Raw genomic sequence first — 21,408 nt, 5'->3', positions numbered from 1 at the left:
CCGGCCATGCTCTTCAACAGCGTCCCGAAGTACGTGGCCTCCCGCGGGGGACCCGACCTCTCGTGGGCCGGGTCCACGAAGCTCGGCCCGGATCTGGCCGGCGCGGTGCGCGAGATCCGTGACCGGCACGAGCACGTGAAGGTCGTCGGGAGCCTGAACCTGGTGCAGACCCTTCTGCGTGAGAAGCTCTTCGACCGTCTCGACCTCTGAGTGCACCCGGTCGTGCTCGGCGTCGGGAAGAAGGTGTTTGACGGTGGCGCGGTGCCCACGAACGTCACACTCCTCGAACCGCCGGTAGCCGGTCCGAAGGGCACCGTGTACCTGCGCTACGGGCTCGCCGATGGCACGCCTGGGACGGGGGACATGAGCGCACCCGTTCGCGGTGCCGGGCGCGGCGACTGAAGTCGCCCCGCGCCAGATGGGTCCGTGTCGTCGACGGTGAATCCGCCAGGTCAGCATTCCGTCACGGCGTCGGCGGTTCGAGGTGCCGATGCCGTGACGAAGTGCCTCGCCAGAGGGTTCGCCGCCGTCTGGTGGTGGGCGGTGCGGGCTCGGTGCTGGTGGCGTTGTCGCCAGCGGGACCAGGCGAGGATCTGTTCGGTGGTCGCGGTGGTGCGGGCCAGGAGCGTGGTGAGCAGGCGGCGTGCTTCGGTCGGCGTGACCGCGATGAGCCCGGCCTCGTCGGTGGTGGGTCCGGCGGCGTTCGTCGCGGTGGCCAGCACGGTGAGGAAGGCATGGGCGAGCATGGCCATGGTTGTCGACCGGTGCCAGGCCGGCTCGCGGGTGGTGTCGTTGCGGCGCACGAGCAGGGTGTGGTGGCCGGACCCGAGGTCGGGACCGTCGGGCTCGGGCAGGATGTCGATGATCGCCCAGGAGTACCAGCGGTGCCCTTTTGGACCCTTCCCCGGCCGACAGGCGCACCCACGCGTGGGGCGGGATCAGCTCGGTGACCTCGTCGGCCTGCTTGGTCCCGGCGTGGGTAGTCACGGTGTGGTTCTTCGAAAGGATCACCGACGCCATGCGCCACCACACCTCCAGGGCGAGGAAGAAGGAGCGGGGCGGCGTCATCCATGCTGTCGGAGTCTCTCAGGGGGCTCCAATGATCGGCGTCCGCGGATGCGCGCAAGTGGTCGGCGTGCCGGCGCAGCAGGGGCGGGATGTCCGTCAGGTCGCGTCTGTGGCCTCTGTGATGAGACCCCTGAGGAACGTGGCGATCGCGGTCTCGAAGGCCTCGGTGAAGTCCGGGTGCATGAAGGCCAGGGTTGAATCGGCCTGGAAGGCGGCGAGTTGGGCGGGGGCGGGGCGGCTGCGGGTCCATAGGGCGCCGACGAGGATGATGACCATGTGTGCGGCGCGGAGCGCCTGCTCGTCGTCGAGTTCGGGGAGCAGGCCGCGGAGTTGCTCGGCGAGCCAGCGGATGCCGTCGCGTGAGGACCTCTTGTATCTGGTCGCGATGTCGACCGACACGTTGTGCTCAAGGATCGCGTGTTGCGCACTCAGTAGTTCGCACAGCATGGGGCGGGCGGCGAACGTGGTGGCCAGCCGTGCCGCGACCTGGCGCGCCCTTGCCGGAGCCGGTGTGGACGGGTCGGCCCATGCGGGGAGTGTCTCGGCGACCTCGGCCCGGTAGCGGGCGGCCTCCTCGGAGAGCAGGTCGAGCAGCACCGCCTCGCGTGACTCGAAGTAGCGCAGCATGGCGGACTTCGCGAGCCCGACTCGGCGGCTGAGCTCGTTGAGGCTCAGCGCTGCCACCGGCATCTCGTCCAGCATGCCGGCCGCGGTTTCAAGGATGCTCCGCCGTCGCACCGCGCGCTGCTCGTCGCTCCGTGCGCGCTGGAATGTCGCCATCCCCCGAGAATAGTCGACCGCCGGTCCATTGACTGTGTACCGGCGGTACATTATGTTCAATGTACCGACGGTCCACTATCGGAAGGGGCGCGCCATGGAGGCCACAGAGGCCAAGGAGGCTGTCGACCGGGTCGACCCGGAGCGGTGGCGGGCCACGCCGCCAACAGAGCGGCTGAGGCTGCTTCGCCTGGTCCAGGCCAACATCGACCGGCACTTCGACGAGCTGGTGGCGGCCGACTGCCACGCCAAGGGCATCGACACCGCGGACCCGGCCGACGCCCACCAGGTGGGCACGAGCATGCAGCGCGTCCTGGTGCCGATGTCCGTGAACGTCGCGGCCGCCATAGACCTGTACGAGGGCCTGGTCCGCGGCCGCCCACTCCAGCCGCTCGCCATCACCCCTGCCGGGGACGGCCGCTTCGACGTCCGGGTCTCCCCGCGCGGGAAGGACCGCCTGCTCAACGGCGACCGGACCGACGTACTGCGCGTCGTCGGCGAGCCGCGCAGCGTGGGGCCCTACGAGAAGCCCGGCGGCATCGTCGCCGTGCTCGGGGCGGGGAACGTCGCCTCGTCCTTCGAGATGATCCGGGCCCTCTTCGTCGACAGCTGCGTGGTCGTCCACAAGCCCCACCACCTCAACGAGGACGCCGACCGGGTGTGGGAGAAGGTTCTGCAACCGCTCGTCGACGTACACGCGGTCGCCTTCTGCCCTGCCGACGAAGGGCCCGCCCTGACCCGTGACCCCCGCCTCTCGAAGATCTACTTCACCGGCGGGACCGGCTCAGCCAAGGCGATCATGGAGGCCACCGACACCGAGCTGGTGTCCGAGTGCGGCGGCAACAACCCGTGCATCGTCGTTCCCGGAGACCGCCCGTGGACCGAGCGGGAGATCCGCCACCAGGCGCTCCAGATCGCCACCATCGTCACGATCAGCGGCGGCTCGATCTGCGGCCGTACGCAGACCCTGGTGACGAGCCGGCACTGGCCGCAGCGGCGGCAGCTCCTGGACGCGATCACCGTCGCCCTGCGGGACCTCACCCCTGGCTCCAGCACCAGCTACCCCGGGGTCGACAAGATCTTCACGGCCTTCCGCGACGCCTATCCGGGCGGGCGGATCGTCCAGCCCGCCGACGGCCGCCCCGCTTCGCAGGTCATGGTGATCGAGGACGTCGGCACCGAGGGCTTCGCCCTGGAGAACGAGGCGTTCTGCCAGGTCATGAGCGAGGTCGCGCTCGACGTCGCGTCCGACGCCGGGACGTTCCTTCCCGCCGCGGCCCAGTTCGCCAACGACAAGCTCCTCGGCACCCTGGCCGCGACGATCCTCATCGACGAGGACACCAGGAAGGCCCACGCGGCCACCGTCGATCGCGCCGTCACAGAACTGAGCTACGGCGCCATCGGCGTCAACACGATGCCACCGGTGGCGTGGACGAACCCCTACCTCATCTGGGGTGGGAACGAGGAGGGCCGCGAGTTCGTCTCCGGTCGCGGCAACTTCGGCAACCTGCTGGGATACGAGAACGCCGAGAAGTCGATCGTGGTCAGCGGCTTCACCTCGCCGGGCCACCTGATCATGACGAGCAGGCGCGGCTGGCTCGACCTGTCGACACGTTACGCCCGGTACGCCATCCGCCCCACCTGGCCGCGCCTGTTCGCCCTCGCCTTCGCCGCGACGCGCGGGCGTTTCCGCCGAGCCGGCTCCTGACAGGGCAAGGGCTGCTGCGCGATCTCGGCCGCATCGCACTTTCAGTCGTCTAGGTCATCGGCTGCATCGACGGCCCCGAATGCTCCAGTCCTGGCAGCAGCCAGCTCTGGAACGGGGCCAGCGCGGCCATGACCAGGAACACGACACCGACCGCCGTACTGAACACCGGTCCCAGCCGCCACAGCTTCTCTACGAAGATGACGACCGCGAGTCCGGCCATCGCCGCGATGTTCATGGTGCCGAGCGGTACGAGGACGATCATGAGCCCCCAGCAGCAGCCCACGCAGTAGAGCCCGTGGTGGGCCCCGACACGCAGATCGCGGGCGTGCGACCGGTAGCCGGCGTAGCGCACGAGTTGGCCGATGGGGCTTCGGCAGTGGCGCAGGCACATGTTCTTCAGCGGACTGAGCTGATGAAGTCCGGCGAGCAGAAAGGCGCCGGCGCCGATCCAGCGCCCGGCGTCGGGGTGGCTGTCGACCAGGTTGCCGGTCACCGTGAGGATCCCGTACACCACGAGTCCGAATGCCGTCCAGGCGATCAGGTATCCGCCTACGAACTGTGCGGTCCGCGCTGCCCGGACCGTACCGGACGACTGACGGCAGATGGCCCGGACCCAGGTGATGGCCACCGGCGACACGGACGGGAACATCATGGCGGCCATCATGATCACCCACAGCAGCAGGAACAGCGGCAGACCGAGGCCCATCGTCCCTGGCCCCATCTCCGTGTCGTCGGCCTGCCCGACCACCAGGAGCCACGCGAGCAGGGCGAGCAGCAGCATCAGGGGCCAGGCGACGGTCATCTCCCGGGCGGGGAGGAGATTGCCCGGCCGCAGGGGCGCGGAGAGGGATGCCCGGTCACGGAACACGCTTCCAGGTCACCACAGAAGGCGGCCGCCTGCGAGGCATCCGCTCCCTCCCGGACGTCTTGGCTCTCCTACGTCAACGGGAGGAGGATGGAGGTGATGGCCCGTGTCACCGAGCGGATGCGGTGTCCCACGGCGGCGTGTTCCCCGCGAGATTGCCGACCACCCGATTCACCCGGTGTGGGTCGCGAGGAGGCGAGGACATGACGGAGACCGCGAAGTCTGTTCCGAGGTGGCATGTGTCCGGGGACTGGTTCGACACCTGCAAGTGCAATGTGCCGTGCCCGTGCTCGTTCGCACAGCCGCCCACCTACGGTGACTGCGAGGGAGTCCTGGCCTGGCACGTACGCGAGGGGCGCTACGGCGATGTGCCGCTGGACGGCCTCAACGTGCTGATGCTGGGCTCGTTCGTCGGCAACGTGTGGGCCGAGCACTCCGATGCGTACGGGGCCGTCTTCCTCGACGAGAGGGCCGACGACGCGCAGCGCGAGGCACTGCAGATGATCTTCGGTGGCCAGGCGGGCAGTTGGCCCGCCGAAATGATCAGCATGTTCGGAGCCGAGATGCGCGGCATGGACTTCGCTCCCATCGAGGTGCAGGTCGACGAGGACCTCGGCGGCTGGAAGGCCACCATTCCGGGACGGGTCGAGGCGAGCGCGATTGCCCTCACGGGACCGACGACACCCGACGGCGCGCGTGTGCAGTCCACCAATCTGCCGGGCGCGGAGACCGGTCCGGGGCAGGTCGCGACCTGGGGCCGCGCGACAACTGACCGCGCCGACGCCTTCGGCTTCCACTGGAGCAGGGAGGGTCAGTCCAGCAAGCACATCACCTTCGACTGGGCAGGTCCGACATAAAGCGATCGTGCTCTCCTCATGAACCGCGTCCGTCTCCTCCTCCGTTGTGTCGGTGCTCGTAGCCGATGAGGAAGGCGGAGGTAGATGACGTACAAACCCTTGCCCGTGTTCGGGCTGGACGGGCGGAGCGCGGACGATGTGCGGGCTGCGGTCGGGTTCGGGTATCGCAGGTTCGATGCCGCTCAGGCGTATGGCGACACGACGGATGCTCTGGCCCGGGCGATCGAGAGCAGTCCGGCGTCCCGGAACGAGTTCCAGGTTCTCTACAAGTTCGACGTGGATGCGGGGGAAAGCCCTGATCAGCTGAAGGCGCGGTTGAGGGGTGTCGCCGACAAGTTTGACGGGACGCTGCAGGCCGGCGTCATCCACAACCTCGGGGAGCAGTCGGAGGAGGCTGTCCTCCAGGCGTGGGGTGCGCTGCATGATCTGAAGAGGGAGGGCACGCTCGTCAAGGTGGGTGTCGGGAACGTGTCCGCCGAGCATGCCGGCCTGCTGAAGCGGCTGCAGGAGAGCAGCTCGGGGCCGAAGCCGATCGATCTGGTCGACGTCACTCCCCGCAACTCGCCCAAGGGGTCCCAGCAGGGGTCGCAGCACCCGTCCCGGGAGCATTCACCGGGTGCGGAGCCCCGGGGCGTCGGTGCCACGAAGTCGTCCGGAACCTCGTCCCCGCTTCTTGGGGTGGTGGAGAACTCCGCTCAGAGCATCCTCGGCGAAGCCGGGGTTCGGGACGCGCTCGCCGGGCTGACCGACAAGACGGATCTCTACTACTACAACGTCGTCAGCACGCTCAAGAGGATTCAGCGCTACCACGACCCGGAGGGGCGGACGGGCAGTCCGGACATGACGTCCAAGGAGGGGGTGATCGCGCTCGGCCAGCAGGTCGGCTCCCGCACGTACGCCACCAGCCACATGGTCCTCAGTTCCGGCGACCGGGACAGGATGAAGGACAACCTCGCCGACTTCGACATCGACTTCGCGGAGCAGGACTGGCCGTCGGCGCAGCACGAGGCGATCAACGAGTGGGCCAAGTCCCAGGAGTTGTGCCGGACGAACAGTGACGTCGCCCTTCCGGACGGGCTGGAGGAGAAGCTGAAGCCCTTCTTCGCCGCGGGCGGCGCCGACGCCGCGCGGGCAGAGGTCGTCGAGTTCGGTCGGGGCCAGGTGAACCGGGAGACCGTGAGCCGGTTCCTCATGGAGACGCGGGGCTTCACCCGCGACGACCTCGAAGGCGTCACGGTGCCGGACCGGGTGGGGCTGAAGCCCGCCTACCGGGACATGCCGCTGGCCGATGTGATGGCCGCGCATCTGGGGACGCAGAACTGCAACCACAAGTGGTCCACCGAACTGGAGGTCCCGCTGCTGCATTCTGTCGCCGACTGGAACACCTACCGGCCGGGGCTGGTCAACATCGCGGGGGACCCCGGGCAGGCGCAGTCCTCGTCGTCCATGTCCCCGGCTCAGGCGGCTTCCCTGGGCGGCGGGTCCCCGTCCCCGGTGGGACCGGGTTCGCCTGTGGGCGGCGACGGTCTCCCGCCGGGGCGGCCCGCCACTTCCCGGTCCCCGTCGCCCGCGCGCTGACGTAGCGCAGATGCGGCCCGGATCCGTCCCGTGGGGGATGGGTCCGGGCCGACTGGTGTGCGGGGGCGTGGGGCTCAGCCCGGGTATGGGTCCATCCCGGGTTCCGCCTTGTCGCGGTGGCTGCCGGGCTTGCAGCCGGCGAACGGGCCGTTCGGGTCGCGTAGGGACGCCATGACGTGGGCCAGGTGGTCGCGGTGCCACATCGCGGGGCCGGTCAGGCCGGCCGCGGGGCTTGTGAGTTCCTGCCAGGCCATCCACAGGCCGTACAGCTGGGCTACCGCCTCCGGGTGTTTCCACCAGCTCGGGCACCAAGGGGCCATGGACGTCACCTCCCTGCCGTATACGGGCAGCAGGAGGTAGCGGACCCAGAGGGTGAGGCGGTGCAGGGCCTCGTCGTGTTCGGCGCCTTCCAGGTAGACGATGAACGCGGGTTCCGGCTTCTTCTCCTCCCCGGCGTCCGCTTGCTCCGCGTGCTTCGTGCGCTCCGGTGCCATGGTCATGTGCGTGCTCCGCATCCTCGGGTCCGGTCGTCGTCGGCACAACGGGGCGTGGACCGGCTGCGGTTCAGCGTGGGCGTGCGCTGAACCGCCGTACGAATGCGGCCCGTTGTGTCTCCCGATGCGTGTCGTCGACGAGTGAGGGAGGGACCGAGGATGCCCCAGCGTGATCCGGTCAAGGAGCCGGAGAAGCTTCATGTCTTCTGGTTCGGCCAGGAGATGAACGACCAGGCGAAGAGAGGGCTGCGCGAACTCGGAGAGAGGTTTCCGAACTCGGAGAAGATCCTGTGGGCGCTGCCCCGGCAGCGGCCGGGGGAGACCGGGAGGCTGCAGGCGGCCGAGTTCATGAGGCAGTACCGGGCCGAGGCGGAGCCGAACGGCTTCGAGACGCGGCACGTCATGGACCATGTCGATGAGCTGGCCCGAGCGGTGGAGCCCAAGTACAACAAGGACACGATCCGGGACATCCTCCACACCGAGATGGGCAATCAGGGCTACATCGCGGGCAAGGACCTCGCCGTGTATCTCGTGCAGGCCAACGACCCGAGCCTGGCGGTGGACCTGTCGCACCACCACATGAGGGACGCGGAATGGGAAGAGGTGAAGCGGAATCCGAACTTCTCGGACGCGGTGATCGCGCCGGTCGACTTCTCCACCGCGGAGCTGAAGGTCGTAGACCTGTCACACGGCCAGGACGCCAACTACCGGCACGTTCTGCACTCGGGATACGAGGCCATGGCTGAGCATCACGACGAGGCGGGCATCGACTACCAGATGATGCCGCACCTCGACGTCTTCGCTTCGTACGCGCGCAAGGACACCCGTGGACAGGAGACGTTCAAGACGGCCGCCAACCAGTACCTCGGCTACTACGCCACCCTGGCCCGGGAAGAGGAGAAGAACGGCAACGTCGTCTTCGACGAGCGGAGCGACGACAAGAGTTTCAAGCCGGTGTCCATCAATCTCGCGCCGGGCAACCGGCTGGGCGCCAAGTTCAACCCGCAGGACCCGTCCCGCTCGGACATCATCGGGCGCATGGCCGTCAGCGCCCTCGCCGACGGCGTGCACCACGTCTACGGCAACCCTCACACGCCGCCCGGCACTCCCCAGCCGCCGCCGGCCATGGCGGGCGACAAGACGCCGGCCATGCCACAGAGGCAGGTGGCCCCGCAGGTCTGGCGCGACATCGGCATGCAGGCGTTCCAGCTGGAGGGCGGTGTACGCGCGCTGCCGCAGCTGAGCCTCGGAAAGGAGTTCGGGAACTCCTGGCGGACGGAAGGCGTCCAGGATCCCCGCGATCTGACCCACCTCGACGGGAAGAAGGTCACGGTCGTCCAGGCCAGCAACCTCGGCGTCCGGGAGGCGGCCGCGCTCGGCATGCAGGGACTGGACAAGCCGGCCAAGATTCCCTACGAGGTCCACTACTCGACGTCGGCCGACAACTCACCGCGCCGTACGCCGAGTCCGACGCAAACGCAGCCGACCACGCAGCAACTCGCCTCGGACGTGGCGGGGCTGCGCCTCCCGGGGAACGCGCCCGAGCCCGGGACCTCCGATCAGGCCCACAACGCCGGTCAGCAGGTGCCGAGGCCGCCCGCGGTACAGCGGTCCAATACCGCACCCGGAAAGTAGGCGGGTGACATGGCCTTGATGGTCGAGGAGAGCAGGAGGCCGCGCACGCTGTTCGAGCTGGGGCTGCTGAAGCGTCGCCTCACGTCGGTGTCGGTGTCGGTGTCGGTGTCGGAGGCGGACCGGCCTGAGCCGTCACGCCCGGTGCGGGCCGTGCCGTCCGCCCCCGGCGTACCCCCGCTCGCGCTGCTGCCCCTGCCGCCGGGGTTCCAACTGTCGTTCGCGTGTGCGGCGCGGCTGAGGAGCCCCGGCGGTTCCTGAGGCACGGGAAAGGGGGGAGGGGCGGACCGGACAGGTCCGCCCCTCCCCCCTTTCCACCCCAGGCCCTCTCACGCGTCCGGCCGCACCACCCCCAGGATCTCCATCGACGCCGCCGGTGCGACCGTGACCGTGCGGCCGGGGCGTGGGGCGTGGATCATCTTGCCGCCGCCGATGTAGATGGCGACGTGGCTGGCGTCGTCGAAGTAGATGATGAGGTCGCCGGGGCGCATCTGCGCGATCTCGATGTGCTGGAGGCCCTGCCACTGGGTTTCGGAGGTACGGGGGATCGGTACGCCCGCCGCCGCCCATGCCTCGGAGGTCAGCCCCGAGCAGTCGTAGGAGTCGGGGCCCTCGGCGCCCCATACGTAGGGCTTGCCGAGCTGTTCGGTGGCGTACTTGATCGCCTCGCGGCCCTGGGCGCTCGCCTTGGTGCCGACCTCCTTGAGGATGCCGGAGCCGACCCACTCGGCCTGGGCGTCAGCCGCGGCCTTCTTCTCCAGCTCGGCCAGGCGCTTGAGTTCCTTGGCGGCTAGTTCCTTCTCCAGCTTGCGTGCGGCGGCGATGCGCTGCTCGATCTTCTCGCGTGCCGTGTCCATCGCCTGGCGGCTCTTCCGGAGGCGGTCCAGTTCCGCGGAGGCCTCCTTGGCTCGGGTGCGCAGCTCCTTCTGGGTCGCCGTCAGCGCGGTCAGCAGGCCCTGGGTGCCCTGTTGGGCCTGGCGGGCCAGGGAGGCCGCGTCCAGGGCGCCTTCCGGGTCGCCGGCCAGGACGAACTGGGCCTCGGCGGGCAGCCCGCCCCCGCGGTACTGGGCCGCTGCCGCCGCGCCGACCCGGGAGCGCAGCCGCCTCACCTTGGCCTCGGTCTGCTCGACGCGGTTGTTGAGGGTGCCGACCGTCTTCTCCTGCTCGGTCGCCCGCTCGTCGGCGGCGTTGTACTTGTCGGTGGCGGCCTCGGCGTCGTGGTAGAGGCTGTCCAACTCCTCGCGCACCTCGGTGAGGGTCTTGGGGGCGGGGTCGGGGTCCGCGTGGGCCGCCTGGGCCGTGGCCGTCAGCGCGCAGGCGAGGGTGATGGCCGCCGCCGTCCGCAGACCGCGTTTCCGTGTGGTCCGTCTCATCTCGGCCGCAGCTCCTGTTCGTCCGTATCGGGGTCTCGTTCTGTTCTGGTCCGTTCCGTCCCCACAACGGGCGTGTCGCGTACGGCGGTTCAAGGCTCCGGCGGCCTCTGAACCGGTGGGCGACGGCAGCCGTTGTGCGCGGTGAGGGCCGGTGTGAACAGGCGAAAGGGACTGCATGGACGGGGAGTTGGCGCTTCGGATCCTGTGCACGGGGATCGGCGTCGCGTGCCTGGTGCTCGCGGCGCGGGAGGCCGTCACGGTCGTACGGCTGAGGCGGCGGGGTCCGTTGGTGCGGTCGTACGACCGGGCGTTGTCGCGGTCGTTCGGGTGGTTCCTGTCGTCCGCCGTGGCCTTCGGGACCGCCGCCCTGGTGGCGCGGTGAGCGCGGGCCGGGTGCGGGAACTCGATGTCCTGCGCGGCTTCGCCCTGTTCGGCATCCTGCTCGTGAACGCCCTGCTGATGGCCGGTCCCGACACCGTGTTCGGCGGCGGGACGGAGGCGACGACGGTAGACCGGGGGGCCGCCTGGGCGGTCGCTGCCCTCGTCACCGGCAAGTTCTACCTCCTCTTCTCCTTCCTCTTCGGCTACAGCTTCGTGCTCCAGGAACGGTCCGCCGAACGCGCGGGCGTCGCCTTCGCGCCGCGCCATCTGCGGCGTACGGCAGGCCTGTTCGCCCTCGGACTCGCGCACGCGGTGCTGCTCTACCCGGGCGACATCCTCATGACGTACGCCGCCCTCGCACTGGTGCTGTACGGGCTGCGCGGCCTGACACCGCGCGCGGCGGTGCGGCTCGCGGCCGGGCTGGTGGGGGTGCTGGCAGTCCTGCTGTTCGGCTATGGGCTACTGACCGTCGCCGTCGCCGGGCCACCGGCTTCGACTCGCTACGACCCACTCCTCGCCGCCTACCGGGGCGACGCCCTTTCCGTGATCGGCGCCCATGTGCGAGCCCTGCCCGACGCGCTCGCCACCGACCTGCTGTACGCGCCGGACATGCTGGCCGCGTTCCTGGCCGGACTGGCGGCGGGGAAGGCGCAGTTGCTGGAGAGGTATGGGCGTGACCGCGCCCGGCTGCGGAGGACAGCAGCCTTGTGTCTCCCCGTCGGTCTGGCCGGGGGCGTCGTCATGGCGGTCTGCTCCAACGGGCCGCTGGACAGCCGCTGGTTCTACGTCGGCCACGCGGTCGGCATCCTGACGGCACCGGCGCTGACAGCCTCGTACGCCTGCGGGTTGTTGCTCCTCGTCCGGCCCCGCGCGGCTTCCGTGCTCGCCGCCGCGGGGCGGACGGCCCTCACGCACTACCTCTCGCAGTCGTTCGTCCTCGCCGTCGTCTTCACCGGTTATGGGCTCGGGCTGTACGGCCGTCTCGGCGCCGCCGCCGTACTGACGGCGTGTGTGGGCCTTTACGGGGCTCAACTCGCCGTCAGTGTGCGGTGGTTGGGGCGGATGCGGCAGGGGCCGGTGGAGCTGTTGCTGAGGGCCGTCACGCTGGGGCGGTGTCCGATTCCGTCGCCGGCTTGGTCAGGGTCAGGCCGGTCAGGCGGCGTGCGGCGCGTTCGGTGATCGCGGCCGCTTCGGCCTTGGCCTGGGCGGAGATGGGGCCGGCGTTGGGCTCCTTGTACCAGGGGCGCAGCCGGATCAGGGCGGGCTTGATGCCGGTGGCCAGGAGGAGGGCGGTGCCCTTGGGGAGGGCGCGGATCTTGTCGGGGGGCAGGACGGCCTCCTGGCGGTAGGAGTACGAGCGTGAAGTGCCGTCCTTGCTACGGGAGATGCTCGGCGTCTTTACGTCGTGCTGGCCCACCAGCGTCGAGATCTTCTGGACAAAGTCGGCGTCGTCGAGGCCCGCGCCGAGGAGTTTGACGGTGGCCGCGCTCCACAGGGCGTCCATGCCGATCTCGCCCCAGACGCGGGCGCCCTGGCGGTAACTCTGCAGCAGGGTCACGACGTTGATGCCGCGCGAGCCGAAGTGGGAGTACAGGTCGGGCAGGTCGGAGATGCGGCACACGTTGGCCGCCTCGTCGAGGACCGCCGTCATCGGGGGGTCGAGACGGCCGCCGAGGCGTTCGGCGGCCACGACTCCCGCGCGCATCGTCGCGTCCGCGAGCCCGGCGATGACGCCGGCCGCCGAGCCGCCGCCGTCCTTGGAGAGGAGGTAGAGCGTGTCGCGGCCCAACGCGTGCTGGTCCGGTCGGAATTCGGGCAGGTCGGGGTCGGGGGTGACCCAGGCGAGGATCTCCGGGTCGAGGAGGCAGGAGACGGTCTGGCGGGCGGTCTCGTAGATGCCGTCGCGGGTTTCCACGGCGCCTCGGACCGTGCCCTGCAACTGGTCTGCCATCGCTACCAGGTTGGCCTCCCGCAGGAGGTCGATCGGGGTGCGGTCGGCGGGGTCGGCCAGCCAGGCAAGTAGGTCGACGACTGTTGCCTTGCCCTTGTTCGCGGCGAGGAAGAGGGCGGTGAGGGTGTTCTGGGCGGCCGAGATCCAGAAGTCCTTCTGGGAGGCGTCGTCGTTGACGGACGCCACGAAGTGGCCGGCCAGGCGGCGGGCGCCCTCGATGGTGGCGCACTCGGCGAGCATGTTCCACCACATGGCGCGCGGGGTGTGGGCGATGCCCTGCGGGTCGAACGTCCACACCGTGCCGGTCTTGGCGCGTTCGGCGCGGGTGACGGCGTACACGTCGGACTTGTTGGAGGTGAGGAGGACCGGGCCCTGGGCGCGGAGGACGCGAGGGACCGCGATGCCGGTGGACTTGCCGGCTCGCGGAGCCATCAGGTCCAGCTCCACGTCCTCGTAACTGCTGCGCAGCTCCGGGCCGCCCGGCTCCAGGTCGCCGAGGAGGTTGCCCGTCTCGTCGGGGTGCATCTTGTCGCGGCCCTTGAGGGTGGGGCGCAGGTCGCGGGCGCGGGCCTCGATGCCCTTCGGGCACATGCTCGCCAGTTCGCGGCGGCCTGCAAGGCCCTTGGGGCGGGAGGTGTGCGCCATGACCAGGCGTACGACGATGGCGACAGGCACCGTGACCAGCACCAGCAGGCCCAGCATGCCGCCGTAGACCGCGAACGGTGGTGCACCCGGCCACAGGACGGCCGGTCCCTCCCCGACGAGCTTCGCGACCGTCGACATCGCGAACGGTGGGGCGTCCCAGCCGTGGCCGGAGAGGCCGGCGCCCAGGGTGCCGCCTCCCCAGGCCACGGTGAACACGGTGAGGGCGGTGGCAGCGACCGCGGTGATCGCCCAGGGGACGAGGTCGTGCATACCGCTCGTGGAGGGGCCTGAGGCGCTCATGCGGTCCACCTTCCGGGCTCGGCCGTGGCGGCCGTACGAAGGGCTGTGTCCTGTGCGTGCATGGCTTCGGCCTCGGCGTGCAAGGTCGCTGCCTGGGCGTGCTGGATGTGTTGCAGGCTTCCGTCCTGGGCCGCGCGGGCGACCTCCTCGGCGGCGCGGGCCGCCTGCTGTTCCACGGCCGCGTCGTTGGGCGTCCAGCGGGTGTTGGTGTTGTGCAGCTCGCGCTCGGCGTCGGTGATGGCGACCTTGATGGGGATGCCGGGACGGCCGCCGACCTTGATGAGGAAGCGGCCCCGGCCGGGCGGCTCCTCGTTGTCCCCGGTGACGCTCCAGCCGGGCGGCGAGGACCAGGACGAGACCAGTTCGATCTCGCGCCGGGACAGGCCGACCACCTTGCCGAGGTCCTCCATCTCGGTCTTCGGCAGCCCGGCGCACACCACCATCCCGGCTCGCTCCACGAACCCGCGCGCCTTGGCCCGGTCGGAGTCGTTGCCGATGGATTCGGCGTCCTTCAGCGTGTGGGTGATCTTGGCGTCGCCCAGGCCGAGGGAGCGGTTGAGGCGGGTGAGCGCGTCGATGCGGTCGACGATGCCGGAGGCGGCGCGCAGGGGCCGCCACAGCTCGTCCAGGACGGTGAAGAACCAGCGCCGGGGCATCAGCCCGGCGTCCGCGAGGGCGTGCGAGGCGGCCACCGTGCCGAGCCCCTCCGACCAGGCGGCGAGCATCGCGGCGGCGGTCAGCTGGGTGTCGGCCTCGCCGATGCCGGAGATGTCGATGCACACGGCGGACGCGTCCGGGTCGATACGGGTCGACGTCTCGGAGGCGAAGGTGTCGCCGAGCGGGCCGTCGAGGATGCCGAGGAGGGAGCGGTGCAGCGGGTCGACGGCGTCGCGGTAGCGGGCGTCGTCGCCGCGGTCGAGGGTGACCGCGCGGACCCGGTCGGGGCCCTCGGTGAGGACGCGGAGGAGGTCGGGCAGGAGGGCCGCACGGCCCTCGGGGGTTCGTTCGCGCAGGTGGTGGAGGACGGCGGAGAGCACGGACTGCTCGTGGTCGTCCATCGGGCGGCCGCGCACGATGGTGACGAGCGCGGCGACCATGTTCAGGACACGGCCGTGCGTCTCGGCCTTGAGGACCTCGCCCGCCTCGCCGCCGATCTTGGCTGCGGCCGCGCCCATCGCGCCCGGGTCGAGGACGTTGATGCCGCCCCGGCCGCGCCCGATGGAGATCACCTGGCCGCCCAACGCCCGTACGGTGTCGGCGTAGTCGGGCTTGAGGTCGCCCAGGACGAGCGGGACGACGCCGGTCGCGGCGAGGCCGATCAGCATGCGGTTGATGAGGGTGGACTTGCCCAGGCCCGGCATGCCGAGCATGAACAGGGACGGGTTGGAGATGTAGCGGGCCCGGGTGAACCAGTTCAGCGGGTCGCCGCAGACCGTGGCGCCGGTGAACAGGTGCTGGCCGAGCGGGACTCCGGTCATCGGCGAACCGGAACCCGCGGCGAACGGCCACATACCGCAGGCCTGCACGGTGGTGGCACGCCACATGGTGGGCGGATCCATATAGCCGACGCGACCGCCGCCGGGACCGGCCCAGCCTCGGGGTGGGACGTAGAGCTCCCTGGGCCGCTGCGGGGCCTTCTCCCTACCCCGGGCCTTCGCCTGCTTCTTGGCCTCCCGCTTCGCCAACTGCTCCTGGAACTTCTCCTCGCGCCTGTCGTCCCTGTCGTATTTGTTCTGCCGGCTCACAGCGCCTCCTGGAGCTCGTGCGGGATGAGGGTCTGCTCCCACGGGAGGATTCCGGCGGGCAGCGTGCAGCTGAACGCGGCCGCCTGCATCCGGTCGGCCGGCCGCATCAGCACCCGGGAGGCCGCGGTCAGATTGCGTACGGCGTTGCTGGCGTCGGCGAGTTCGTCCATGGAGTCGACGGTGACCGTCAGCATCAGCGAGAACTCCACGAGCCCCGCGCCCGACGCCTCCTCCGCCGCGGTCTGCTCCGCCGCCCGCATCTCGCTCGCGGCGCGGGCCTGCACCATGCCGCGCCCGGACGTCGCCATGAACTGGGCGCTGCGCCGGTCCGACTCGACGATGCGGGCCGAGGTCGCCGGGTCGATGGGCTTGTAGACGAGGGCGACCCGCTTGCGACGGGTGCCGGGGGCCGCCTCCAGCATGCCCCTGAGCACGGAGGACCGTACGGTGCCGCGCGGGGCCAGGGTCAGCAGCCAGGTCCGGGAGACACCCGAGTCGTGCTGGTAGCTGCCGACGGTCTCGACGGCGGCGGCCGGTCCCGCGTCGTCCCACTCCAGGCCCGTACCGCCTTGCTGGGCACGGGCGTTGAGGACATCGGCGGCGACGGCGGGGTCGTAGGCGACCCGGACGACCTCGGCGATCCGCTCGGCCGACAGCGGGTAGGCCGCGCCGCCGCCCGCGCCGATCAGCCCGCTGAGCAGGCCCGGGATACGGATGGCCAGGTCGGTGATGACGTCCTCCTTCTTGCGCTTCTGGCCGGCCGGGACGCCGTAGGTGAGGGTGACGTAGGTGTGCATCTCCGAGGAGGCGGTGGGGTAGCGCTCGACGACCTCCTCCATCACCGCGCGGGCGGCGGGCGGGGCGTCGGGGTGGATACGGGGGAGCACCTCGTTGGCGAGGGCGGTGCCCGGGTCGGGGGCGGTCTCCACGATCACCGAGGCGCCGCGCAGACCGGGTTCGTGCGAGAGGCGGGCCAGCCACTCGCCCCACAGGGCCACCCATACGTCGACCTGGTCCGGGTCGACCAGGGAGCCGCCGTCGGGGTCGCAGCCCAGGACGATCGTGTACAGGTTGCGGGCGGGGTGGTGCAGCACGCCGAAGGAGCGGTCGTAGGCGTCCCGGCCCTCGGTCACGGTGACCTTGTTGAGCAGTCCCGGCGGGCGGAAACGGCCTCCCGGGCGCGGGGAGAGGGGGCCGGAGACGTAGATGTGCGAGCCCTTCGCCTTGCGGCGCAGCCAGCCGATCCGCAGGGTCATGAGCTGGTAGACGTTGCGGCCGTCCTGGGTGCGGATGGCGAGCGGGACGAGGAACACGACGACCGGTACGGCGACGACCAGGGCGGCGACCAGCGAGATCAGCGACGCCAGCAGGGTCAGGACGAGCCCGCCGAACACACCGAAGGTGCCGACGAGTCCGAGCGGCCCGAGGCCGGGCCTTCTGGGCCTGCGCCAGTTCCCGTAGGTGGGGTGGGTGACGGCTTCCGTGGACATGGTGGACGCGGTTTCCCTTCGTGGAGTGGTGAGTTCGGCTGGAGGTGTGGTCTCGGGGAGTGGGGAGGCCGCCGAACTCCCAGGCGGGAAGCGGGAGTTCGGCGGCCCGTCTGTGGGGCGGGGCAGCGCCCTGCTTTTGGCTTTTAGGGGCGCGGGGAACTGCGCGACCAGCCCCCACCGGCCTGCAGCAAACGAACTGCCCAACCAGCAGGGCTAGTTGCAGAGCTAGTTATGGCCCGCGTCGCCGTCCGCCCCGTCGAGGGACCCCGACGCGACCCTCCCGGCGACCTGAGCCACACTGACCGCGGCCCCGATGGCCGCCCCGACGGGTCCCGCGGCCGCTCCCGCTGCGGCGGCTCCACCTCCGGCCGCGCCCGCTCCCGAGGCACCGGCTCCGGCCGCGCCGGCTCCTCCGCCGCCCCCCGACAGCGGCGTCGCACCCGAGGGCCCCGATTTGCCGCCCGAGCCAGAGGAGCCGCCCGAGCCCGCCCCACCGGCGGAGCCCGCCGCGCCTGCAGGTCCAGCGGAACCCGAACTGCCCCCGGACCCGCCCACCGACTTCGCGCCGGAGGCCAACGCACCACCGACGGAGGACATCGCGCCGGACATGGCACTGGCTCCGCCGAGCGCAGCCGTGGCCGGGACGACCAGCTTCAGCAGTGCGGGCAGGGCGACGGCGGACAGCAGCATCACGCCGATACCGGCGATGCGTTCGTTGATGCTGTTCTCGCCGCCCGCGGTGATCATCGCGGAGCCGGCGTACATCACGAGCCCCGCCGCCGGCTTGTACAGCAGCCAGGCGATCATCCAGCCGATGTGCTTGCGCCACCAGCCGCCGCCCCAGTCCGTCATCGACGCGGCGGCGGCCAGCGGCAGCGTGCCGAGCAGGACGATCATGACGCCGAGCCGGATGTAGAGCAGGATCGTGTGGATGATGCCCGCGATGAGCAGCAGGAAGGCGAGGACGAGCAGCAGGAACGAGGACCCGACATCGCCGCTGGAGCAGCTGATGTTGTTGAGCTGGTTCTGCGCGCCCGCCTGGAAGAGGTAGTCGGCGTAGCGGTCGGACAGGGAGGCGGCGGCGCCGACGACGGTGGTGGCGGCACCGGCGACGAAGACGACCCGCAGGATCCCCTTCAGCGCGGTGATGCCGGCGTTGCCGCGGCGCTCGACGGCCATTCTGGTGGCGGCGAAGATGAGTGAGCCGACCGCCAGATAGACGACGAGCCACTGTGTCTCGCCGTTGACCTGTTGAGCGGTCGTGGTTCCCGCCAGGGTGGGGATCGAGGTGGTGAGCGCCCCGAACACCGCGATCGCACCGGCGAGTACGGCGTTCGCGATGCCTTCGACGATCGTGCCGATGGGGTTGCCGAGGAACTTGAAGAACCCCACCACCGCGTCGACGATCGGATTGCCGGTCGGGCATGCAGCCATGTCAGTTCCCCCAGATCAGAAAGCCGCCGGTGCCCGGCACGGTGTTCACGGGCGTGTGCAGCGACCCGTCGTTTCCGGGTACGACCTTCCAGTCGCCCTTGTCCCAGCGCAGCGCGATGGTGGTCGCGCTGTAGGACGACTGGCCGGAGTTGATGAGCAGGTCGACGGTGGCGGTGTCGTTCTCGTACGTGGTCACGGAGTAGCCGGCGTACGAGGCGGTGGTCCCGGCGCTCGGTGTGTCCACGTCCTCGACGGTGGAGCGCTGGGACACGAACAGGTCGCGCCCGTGCCCGGCCAGGACCTGCTGCTCGGTGACGGTGCGCCAGTTCGATCCGCTCATCTGCGAGGGGATGATGTGGGCGGCCAGGGCCGCGCCCGTCGGTGTGTGCGCGAAGCACCACAGCACCGGGCCCCGCTCCTGGGTGGGCCCCAGGGACGCGGAGACGGGCACGCGGGTGACGCCGAGGCGGCGCCACTCGACGTCCGTCGGCACGGCCGTGGGCTGGGCGTCGCCCGCGCTGTCGTCGGTACGACAGCCCGCGGGCCGTCCGCCCTGAGCCGTGGACGTGCCGGACAGCGGCCCGCTGCTCGCGGAGCTCCCGCCGGCCTCGGCCGTGTCGTCCTCGGACGTCAGGGCGACGATCCCGGCCATGGCGAGCACGACGGCGAGGAACCCCGCCGACGTCTGCCAGCTGCGCTGCTTCCAGAACGGGCCGGGCCGTTCGGCCTGCCGTTCCCTCCGTGTGAACACCTCGACGCCCCTCTCCCTCTACCGGCTCACCGGCTCACGCGAAGACGAAGCTGACCAGCGGGCCCGCGGTCGCCACCAGGACACAGCCGCCGAGCACCATGCCGAGACGGCTCATGTGCTCCGAGCTCTCGCCGCGCTTGAGGGAGATGGCCATCATCGCGCCGGTGATCAGCACCCCGGCGACGCCCGCGGCGGTACCGGCCCAGGCGGCGATGCCGAGCACGGTGTCGACCTTGCTGGTGAGTTCGCCGGGGGCGTTGCGGGTGGGGTTGGGTATGCCGGCGGCGAGGACGGAGGAGCGGATCTGCGACATCATGATGATCTCCGGGAAGTTGAATCGTTAATGAAAACGAGGTCGTGAACGAGGTCGGGGAAGAGCAGGGACGTATGACGTGCGGCGGGTGACTGCAGGGTGCGTGGCGTCGGTCAGAGCGACAGATCGCCGAGGAACGCGACCAGCGGGCCCGCCGTCGTCGCGATGAGACAGCCGAGGGTGACGAAGAAGACGCCGCGGAAGTGCTCGCCGCCCTCGCCGGGATCGCCGCGGCGCAGCTGGAGCGCCATGTTCATACCGACGATGAGCAGGCCGCCGACGCCGCCGGCGGTGGCGCACCAGGCGAGGATGCCCAGGATCGTGTTCGCGTCGCCGGTGGCGTTGGGGTCGAACGCGGCGAGCTGAGTCAGGCCGAGGGCCGCGCGCATCATGAGCGGTCCTTCCCGCCCTTGGCGTTCTCCGGCCGTGCGCCCACCAACTCGGCGAGCGCGGCGAGCTGTTTGGGCACTCCCGTACGGCGTGAGCCGACCCGCCACCCCGGTATCCAGGGGACCCGGTGCACGGGAGCCACCGAGCGGATGACCCGGATACGGCGCAACAGGCTGAGCGGCAACCGCCCGGGCGCGTCGGCCACCAGGACCACGCCCAGCAGGTCGACGCCCTGCGCGGCCGGGTCCTCCCGCAGCGCGCTCAGCGCCTGGGAGACCGAACGCAGGCCGCCCGCGCTGGTCCGGCCGACCAGCAGGACGCGACGCGGTTCGCCACGTGACGCCTGTGGCCAGCGGGCTCCGATGTCCACGCCGCCGAGGGCCTCGGCGAGCGAGGTCGTACCGGCCCCGCCGTGCGCCTTGACCCAACCGACGTCGTCCCGTGAGCGGCGCTGGGCGCGGGCTGCCTGTGGGGCGCCCCAGCCCAGGTCGGACGCGGGGGACGGTGCGGGCCGGCGCCGAACGGGGCTGTCAGGAACCGGCGTTGGAGCCGGAGCCGGAGCTTGTGTCGGCGTCGGCGTTGGTGCGGGTCGTTCCGCGGTCGGCCCCCGGACCCATGACTGCGGGCCGGACGGCGCCGCGGCTGAAGGGACGTTCATCCGCGCCCCACCCCCCTCGTTCATCGTGCTTCCTCTGGTCTGCCTCATCTGTTTCCACCGGTTTGAACTTATTTGCCCCGGGGGCCGTTTGAGTCCGGCGAGCCCGTCGGGCAGCACAACGGGCCGCTCACCCGGAGCGGTTCAAGGCGTAGGCGATCCATTTCAAACAGCCGTTCCCGAACGGCAGTTGCCGAGAGGAAGTAGGCACCCGCGTATGAGCGAAGGAGAGGGCAGCGGCTCCACCGCGACCAGGAACGTGCTGCTCGCCGGATCCGGCTGCGGCTGTCTGATGTCGCCCGTCGTGATCCTCGGCATGGTCGTCGTGATCATCATCATCGGCGGGTTCGGCGTCATCCTGGCCCCGCTCATCGCGCTGATCCTGCTCTTCGGCGGCGGTGGGGGCGGCGGCGCCGGAGAGGGCGACGCGGACGCCGTGATCGCGATATTCGAGGGCGACGGCAAGGGCGAGCTGGACCCCGACTCGATCCCCGACCAGGACCTGGTCGACCCCATCGAGGAGGCCGGCAAGCTGTGCGAGGCCATCGGCCCGACCGTGATCGCCGCCCAGATCGAGCTCGCGTCCAACTTCGACGCGGCGAAGGTCGGCCCCGACGGCAGACTCGGCATCTCGCAACTGCCGCCCGCCGTCTTCACGCAGTACGGCAAGGACGACGACGACAACGACAAGACCTCCGCACTCGACGCGGAGGACTCGATCATGGCGCAGGGCCGCTACCTGTGCGAAATGGCCAACCAGTCCCAGCAGTTGCTCGACAGCGGCCAGGCCACCGGCAAGCTCCTCGACCTCGCCCTCGTCGGCTACGACCAGGGCATGGACGCGGTCCGCACGGCCCACGGCGTACCGCAGACCAACGCGGCCCAGGGCTACGTCGTCCAGGTCCGCGCCCTGCTGGCCAAGTACGAGGGGGTCGCGACACCGCCTCCGTCGGACACGCCGTCGCCGTCCGTGACTCCGTCCGACGAAAACCAGTAACCCC

23 protein-coding genes are annotated in these 21,408 nt (G+C 70.6%); 10 read left to right on the top strand and 13 right to left on the bottom strand.

The features are described 5' to 3' along the window. The first annotated feature begins 6 nt into the window (after nt 1–6). The gene (locus AC5DRG_RS24320; RefSeq protein WP_491812746.1) at nt 7–210 is read left to right on the top strand and encodes a dihydrofolate reductase family protein; all 204 of its coding nucleotides are present in this window, start codon (nt 7–9) and stop codon (nt 208–210) included. Between the two features lie 51 nt (nt 211–261). Next, a complete protein-coding gene (locus AC5DRG_RS24315) occupies nt 262–402 on the top strand; it encodes a hypothetical protein (RefSeq protein WP_491812745.1) in 141 nt (46 codons plus the stop codon). Nucleotides 403–452: 50 nt separating this feature from the next. Here the strand turns inward: AC5DRG_RS24315 and AC5DRG_RS24310 are convergent, their stop codons facing one another. Together AC5DRG_RS24310 and AC5DRG_RS24305 are read right to left on the bottom strand one after the other, a co-directional pair. Next, on the bottom strand, nt 453–803 hold the full coding sequence (locus AC5DRG_RS24310) for a hypothetical protein (protein WP_491812744.1): 351 nt from the start codon (nt 801–803) through the stop codon (nt 453–455). A gap of 361 nt (nt 804–1,164) precedes the next feature. Further along, complete coding sequence (locus tag AC5DRG_RS24305) at nt 1,165–1,848, bottom strand: TetR/AcrR family transcriptional regulator (RefSeq protein WP_491812743.1); 684 nt, start codon at nt 1,846–1,848, stop codon at nt 1,165–1,167. Between the two features lie 94 nt (nt 1,849–1,942). Here AC5DRG_RS24305 and AC5DRG_RS24300 point away from each other — a divergent pair, with 94 nt between their 5' ends. Next, a complete protein-coding gene (locus AC5DRG_RS24300) occupies nt 1,943–3,553 on the top strand; it encodes an aldehyde dehydrogenase family protein (protein ID WP_491812742.1) in 1,611 nt (536 codons plus the stop codon). 49 nt (nt 3,554–3,602) lie between these two features. On the opposite strand, the gene AC5DRG_RS24295 is transcribed toward AC5DRG_RS24300, so the two are convergent. Next, nucleotides 3,603–4,355, bottom strand: a complete 753-nt coding sequence (locus AC5DRG_RS24295; RefSeq protein WP_491813134.1) for a DUF2182 domain-containing protein — start codon at nt 4,353–4,355, stop codon at nt 3,603–3,605. Nucleotides 4,356–4,621: 266 nt separating this feature from the next. Here AC5DRG_RS24295 and AC5DRG_RS24290 point away from each other — a divergent pair, with 266 nt between their 5' ends. Then, the gene (locus AC5DRG_RS24290) at nt 4,622–5,275 is read left to right on the top strand and encodes a DUF1326 domain-containing protein (RefSeq protein ID WP_491812741.1); all 654 of its coding nucleotides are present in this window, start codon (nt 4,622–4,624) and stop codon (nt 5,273–5,275) included. An 84-nt stretch (nt 5,276–5,359) separates the two neighbouring features. Continuing rightward, nucleotides 5,360–6,853, top strand: coding sequence for an aldo/keto reductase (locus AC5DRG_RS24285; protein ID WP_491812740.1), 1,494 nt, complete (start codon nt 5,360–5,362; stop codon nt 6,851–6,853). Nucleotides 6,854–6,927: 74 nt separating this feature from the next. Here AC5DRG_RS24285 and AC5DRG_RS24280 read toward each other — a convergent pair whose 3' ends face one another. Then, entirely contained in the window at nt 6,928–7,353 is a 426-nt protein-coding gene (locus tag AC5DRG_RS24280) for a DUF4913 domain-containing protein (RefSeq protein WP_491812739.1), read from the bottom strand. A gap of 153 nt (nt 7,354–7,506) precedes the next feature. Between AC5DRG_RS24280 and AC5DRG_RS24275 the strand changes: the two genes are divergently transcribed. Continuing rightward, nucleotides 7,507–8,982 (top strand): hypothetical protein, encoded by a 1,476-nt coding sequence (locus tag AC5DRG_RS24275; protein WP_491812738.1) that lies wholly within the window; start codon nt 7,507–7,509, stop codon nt 8,980–8,982. 9 nt (nt 8,983–8,991) lie between these two features. Next, complete coding sequence (locus tag AC5DRG_RS24270) at nt 8,992–9,240, top strand: hypothetical protein (RefSeq protein ID WP_491812737.1); 249 nt, start codon at nt 8,992–8,994, stop codon at nt 9,238–9,240. Between the two features lie 68 nt (nt 9,241–9,308). Here the strand turns inward: AC5DRG_RS24270 and AC5DRG_RS24265 are convergent, their stop codons facing one another. Beyond that, nucleotides 9,309–10,352, bottom strand: a complete 1,044-nt coding sequence (locus AC5DRG_RS24265; protein WP_491812736.1) for a C40 family peptidase — start codon at nt 10,350–10,352, stop codon at nt 9,309–9,311. A 175-nt stretch (nt 10,353–10,527) separates the two neighbouring features. On the opposite strand from AC5DRG_RS24265, the gene AC5DRG_RS24260 reads away from it, so the two are divergent. Together AC5DRG_RS24260 and AC5DRG_RS24255 are read left to right on the top strand one after the other, a co-directional pair. Next, the gene (locus tag AC5DRG_RS24260) at nt 10,528–10,734 is read left to right on the top strand and encodes a hypothetical protein (RefSeq protein ID WP_491812735.1); all 207 of its coding nucleotides are present in this window, start codon (nt 10,528–10,530) and stop codon (nt 10,732–10,734) included. Continuing rightward, complete coding sequence (locus AC5DRG_RS24255; protein WP_491812734.1) at nt 10,731–11,912, top strand: DUF418 domain-containing protein; 1,182 nt, start codon at nt 10,731–10,733, stop codon at nt 11,910–11,912. The genes AC5DRG_RS24260 and AC5DRG_RS24255 overlap by 4 nt, the downstream gene beginning before the upstream one ends. Here the strand turns inward: AC5DRG_RS24255 and AC5DRG_RS24250 are convergent. From AC5DRG_RS24250 to AC5DRG_RS24215, 8 genes are all read right to left on the bottom strand, one after another. Then, a complete protein-coding gene (locus AC5DRG_RS24250; protein ID WP_491812733.1) occupies nt 11,833–13,629 on the bottom strand; it encodes a type IV secretory system conjugative DNA transfer family protein in 1,797 nt (598 codons plus the stop codon). The two genes, AC5DRG_RS24255 and AC5DRG_RS24250, sit on opposite strands and share 80 nt — an antisense overlap. Then, on the bottom strand, nt 13,626–15,188 hold the full coding sequence (locus tag AC5DRG_RS24245; RefSeq protein WP_491813133.1) for an ATP/GTP-binding protein: 1,563 nt from the start codon (nt 15,186–15,188) through the stop codon (nt 13,626–13,628). Before AC5DRG_RS24245 ends, AC5DRG_RS24250 begins: the two co-directional genes overlap by 4 nt. A 182-nt stretch (nt 15,189–15,370) precedes the next feature. Continuing rightward, the gene (locus tag AC5DRG_RS24240) at nt 15,371–16,864 is read right to left on the bottom strand and encodes an SCO6880 family protein (RefSeq protein WP_491812732.1); all 1,494 of its coding nucleotides are present in this window, start codon (nt 16,862–16,864) and stop codon (nt 15,371–15,373) included. A 225-nt stretch (nt 16,865–17,089) separates the two neighbouring features. Further along, complete coding sequence (locus tag AC5DRG_RS24235; protein ID WP_491812731.1) at nt 17,090–18,298, bottom strand: TrbL/VirB6 family protein; 1,209 nt, start codon at nt 18,296–18,298, stop codon at nt 17,090–17,092. Between the two features lies 1 nt (nt 18,299). Next, entirely contained in the window at nt 18,300–19,049 is a 750-nt protein-coding gene (locus AC5DRG_RS24230) for a DUF8175 domain-containg protein (RefSeq protein WP_491812730.1), read from the bottom strand. Nucleotides 19,050–19,083: 34 nt separating this feature from the next. Next, a complete protein-coding gene (locus AC5DRG_RS24225) occupies nt 19,084–19,365 on the bottom strand; it encodes a hypothetical protein (protein WP_491812729.1) in 282 nt (93 codons plus the stop codon). A gap of 110 nt (nt 19,366–19,475) precedes the next feature. Then, nucleotides 19,476–19,754: a hypothetical protein gene (locus AC5DRG_RS24220; RefSeq protein ID WP_491812728.1), complete on the bottom strand. Its 279-nt coding sequence runs from the start codon at nt 19,752–19,754 to the stop codon at nt 19,476–19,478. Then, nucleotides 19,751–20,122, bottom strand: coding sequence for a hypothetical protein (locus AC5DRG_RS24215; protein ID WP_491812727.1), 372 nt, complete (start codon nt 20,120–20,122; stop codon nt 19,751–19,753). Before AC5DRG_RS24215 ends, AC5DRG_RS24220 begins: the two co-directional genes overlap by 4 nt. 502 nt (nt 20,123–20,624) lie before the next feature. Here AC5DRG_RS24215 and AC5DRG_RS24210 point away from each other — a divergent pair. Continuing rightward, nucleotides 20,625–21,404, top strand: a complete 780-nt coding sequence (locus AC5DRG_RS24210; protein ID WP_491812726.1) for a lysozyme family protein — start codon at nt 20,625–20,627, stop codon at nt 21,402–21,404. Nucleotides 21,405–21,408: the final 4 nt, after the last annotated feature.

The organism is Streptomyces sp. JLBG701, from assembly GCF_058544905.1.
Note: the sequence above shows the minus strand (reverse complement) of the source record. Positions and strands in the feature narration are given on the sequence as shown.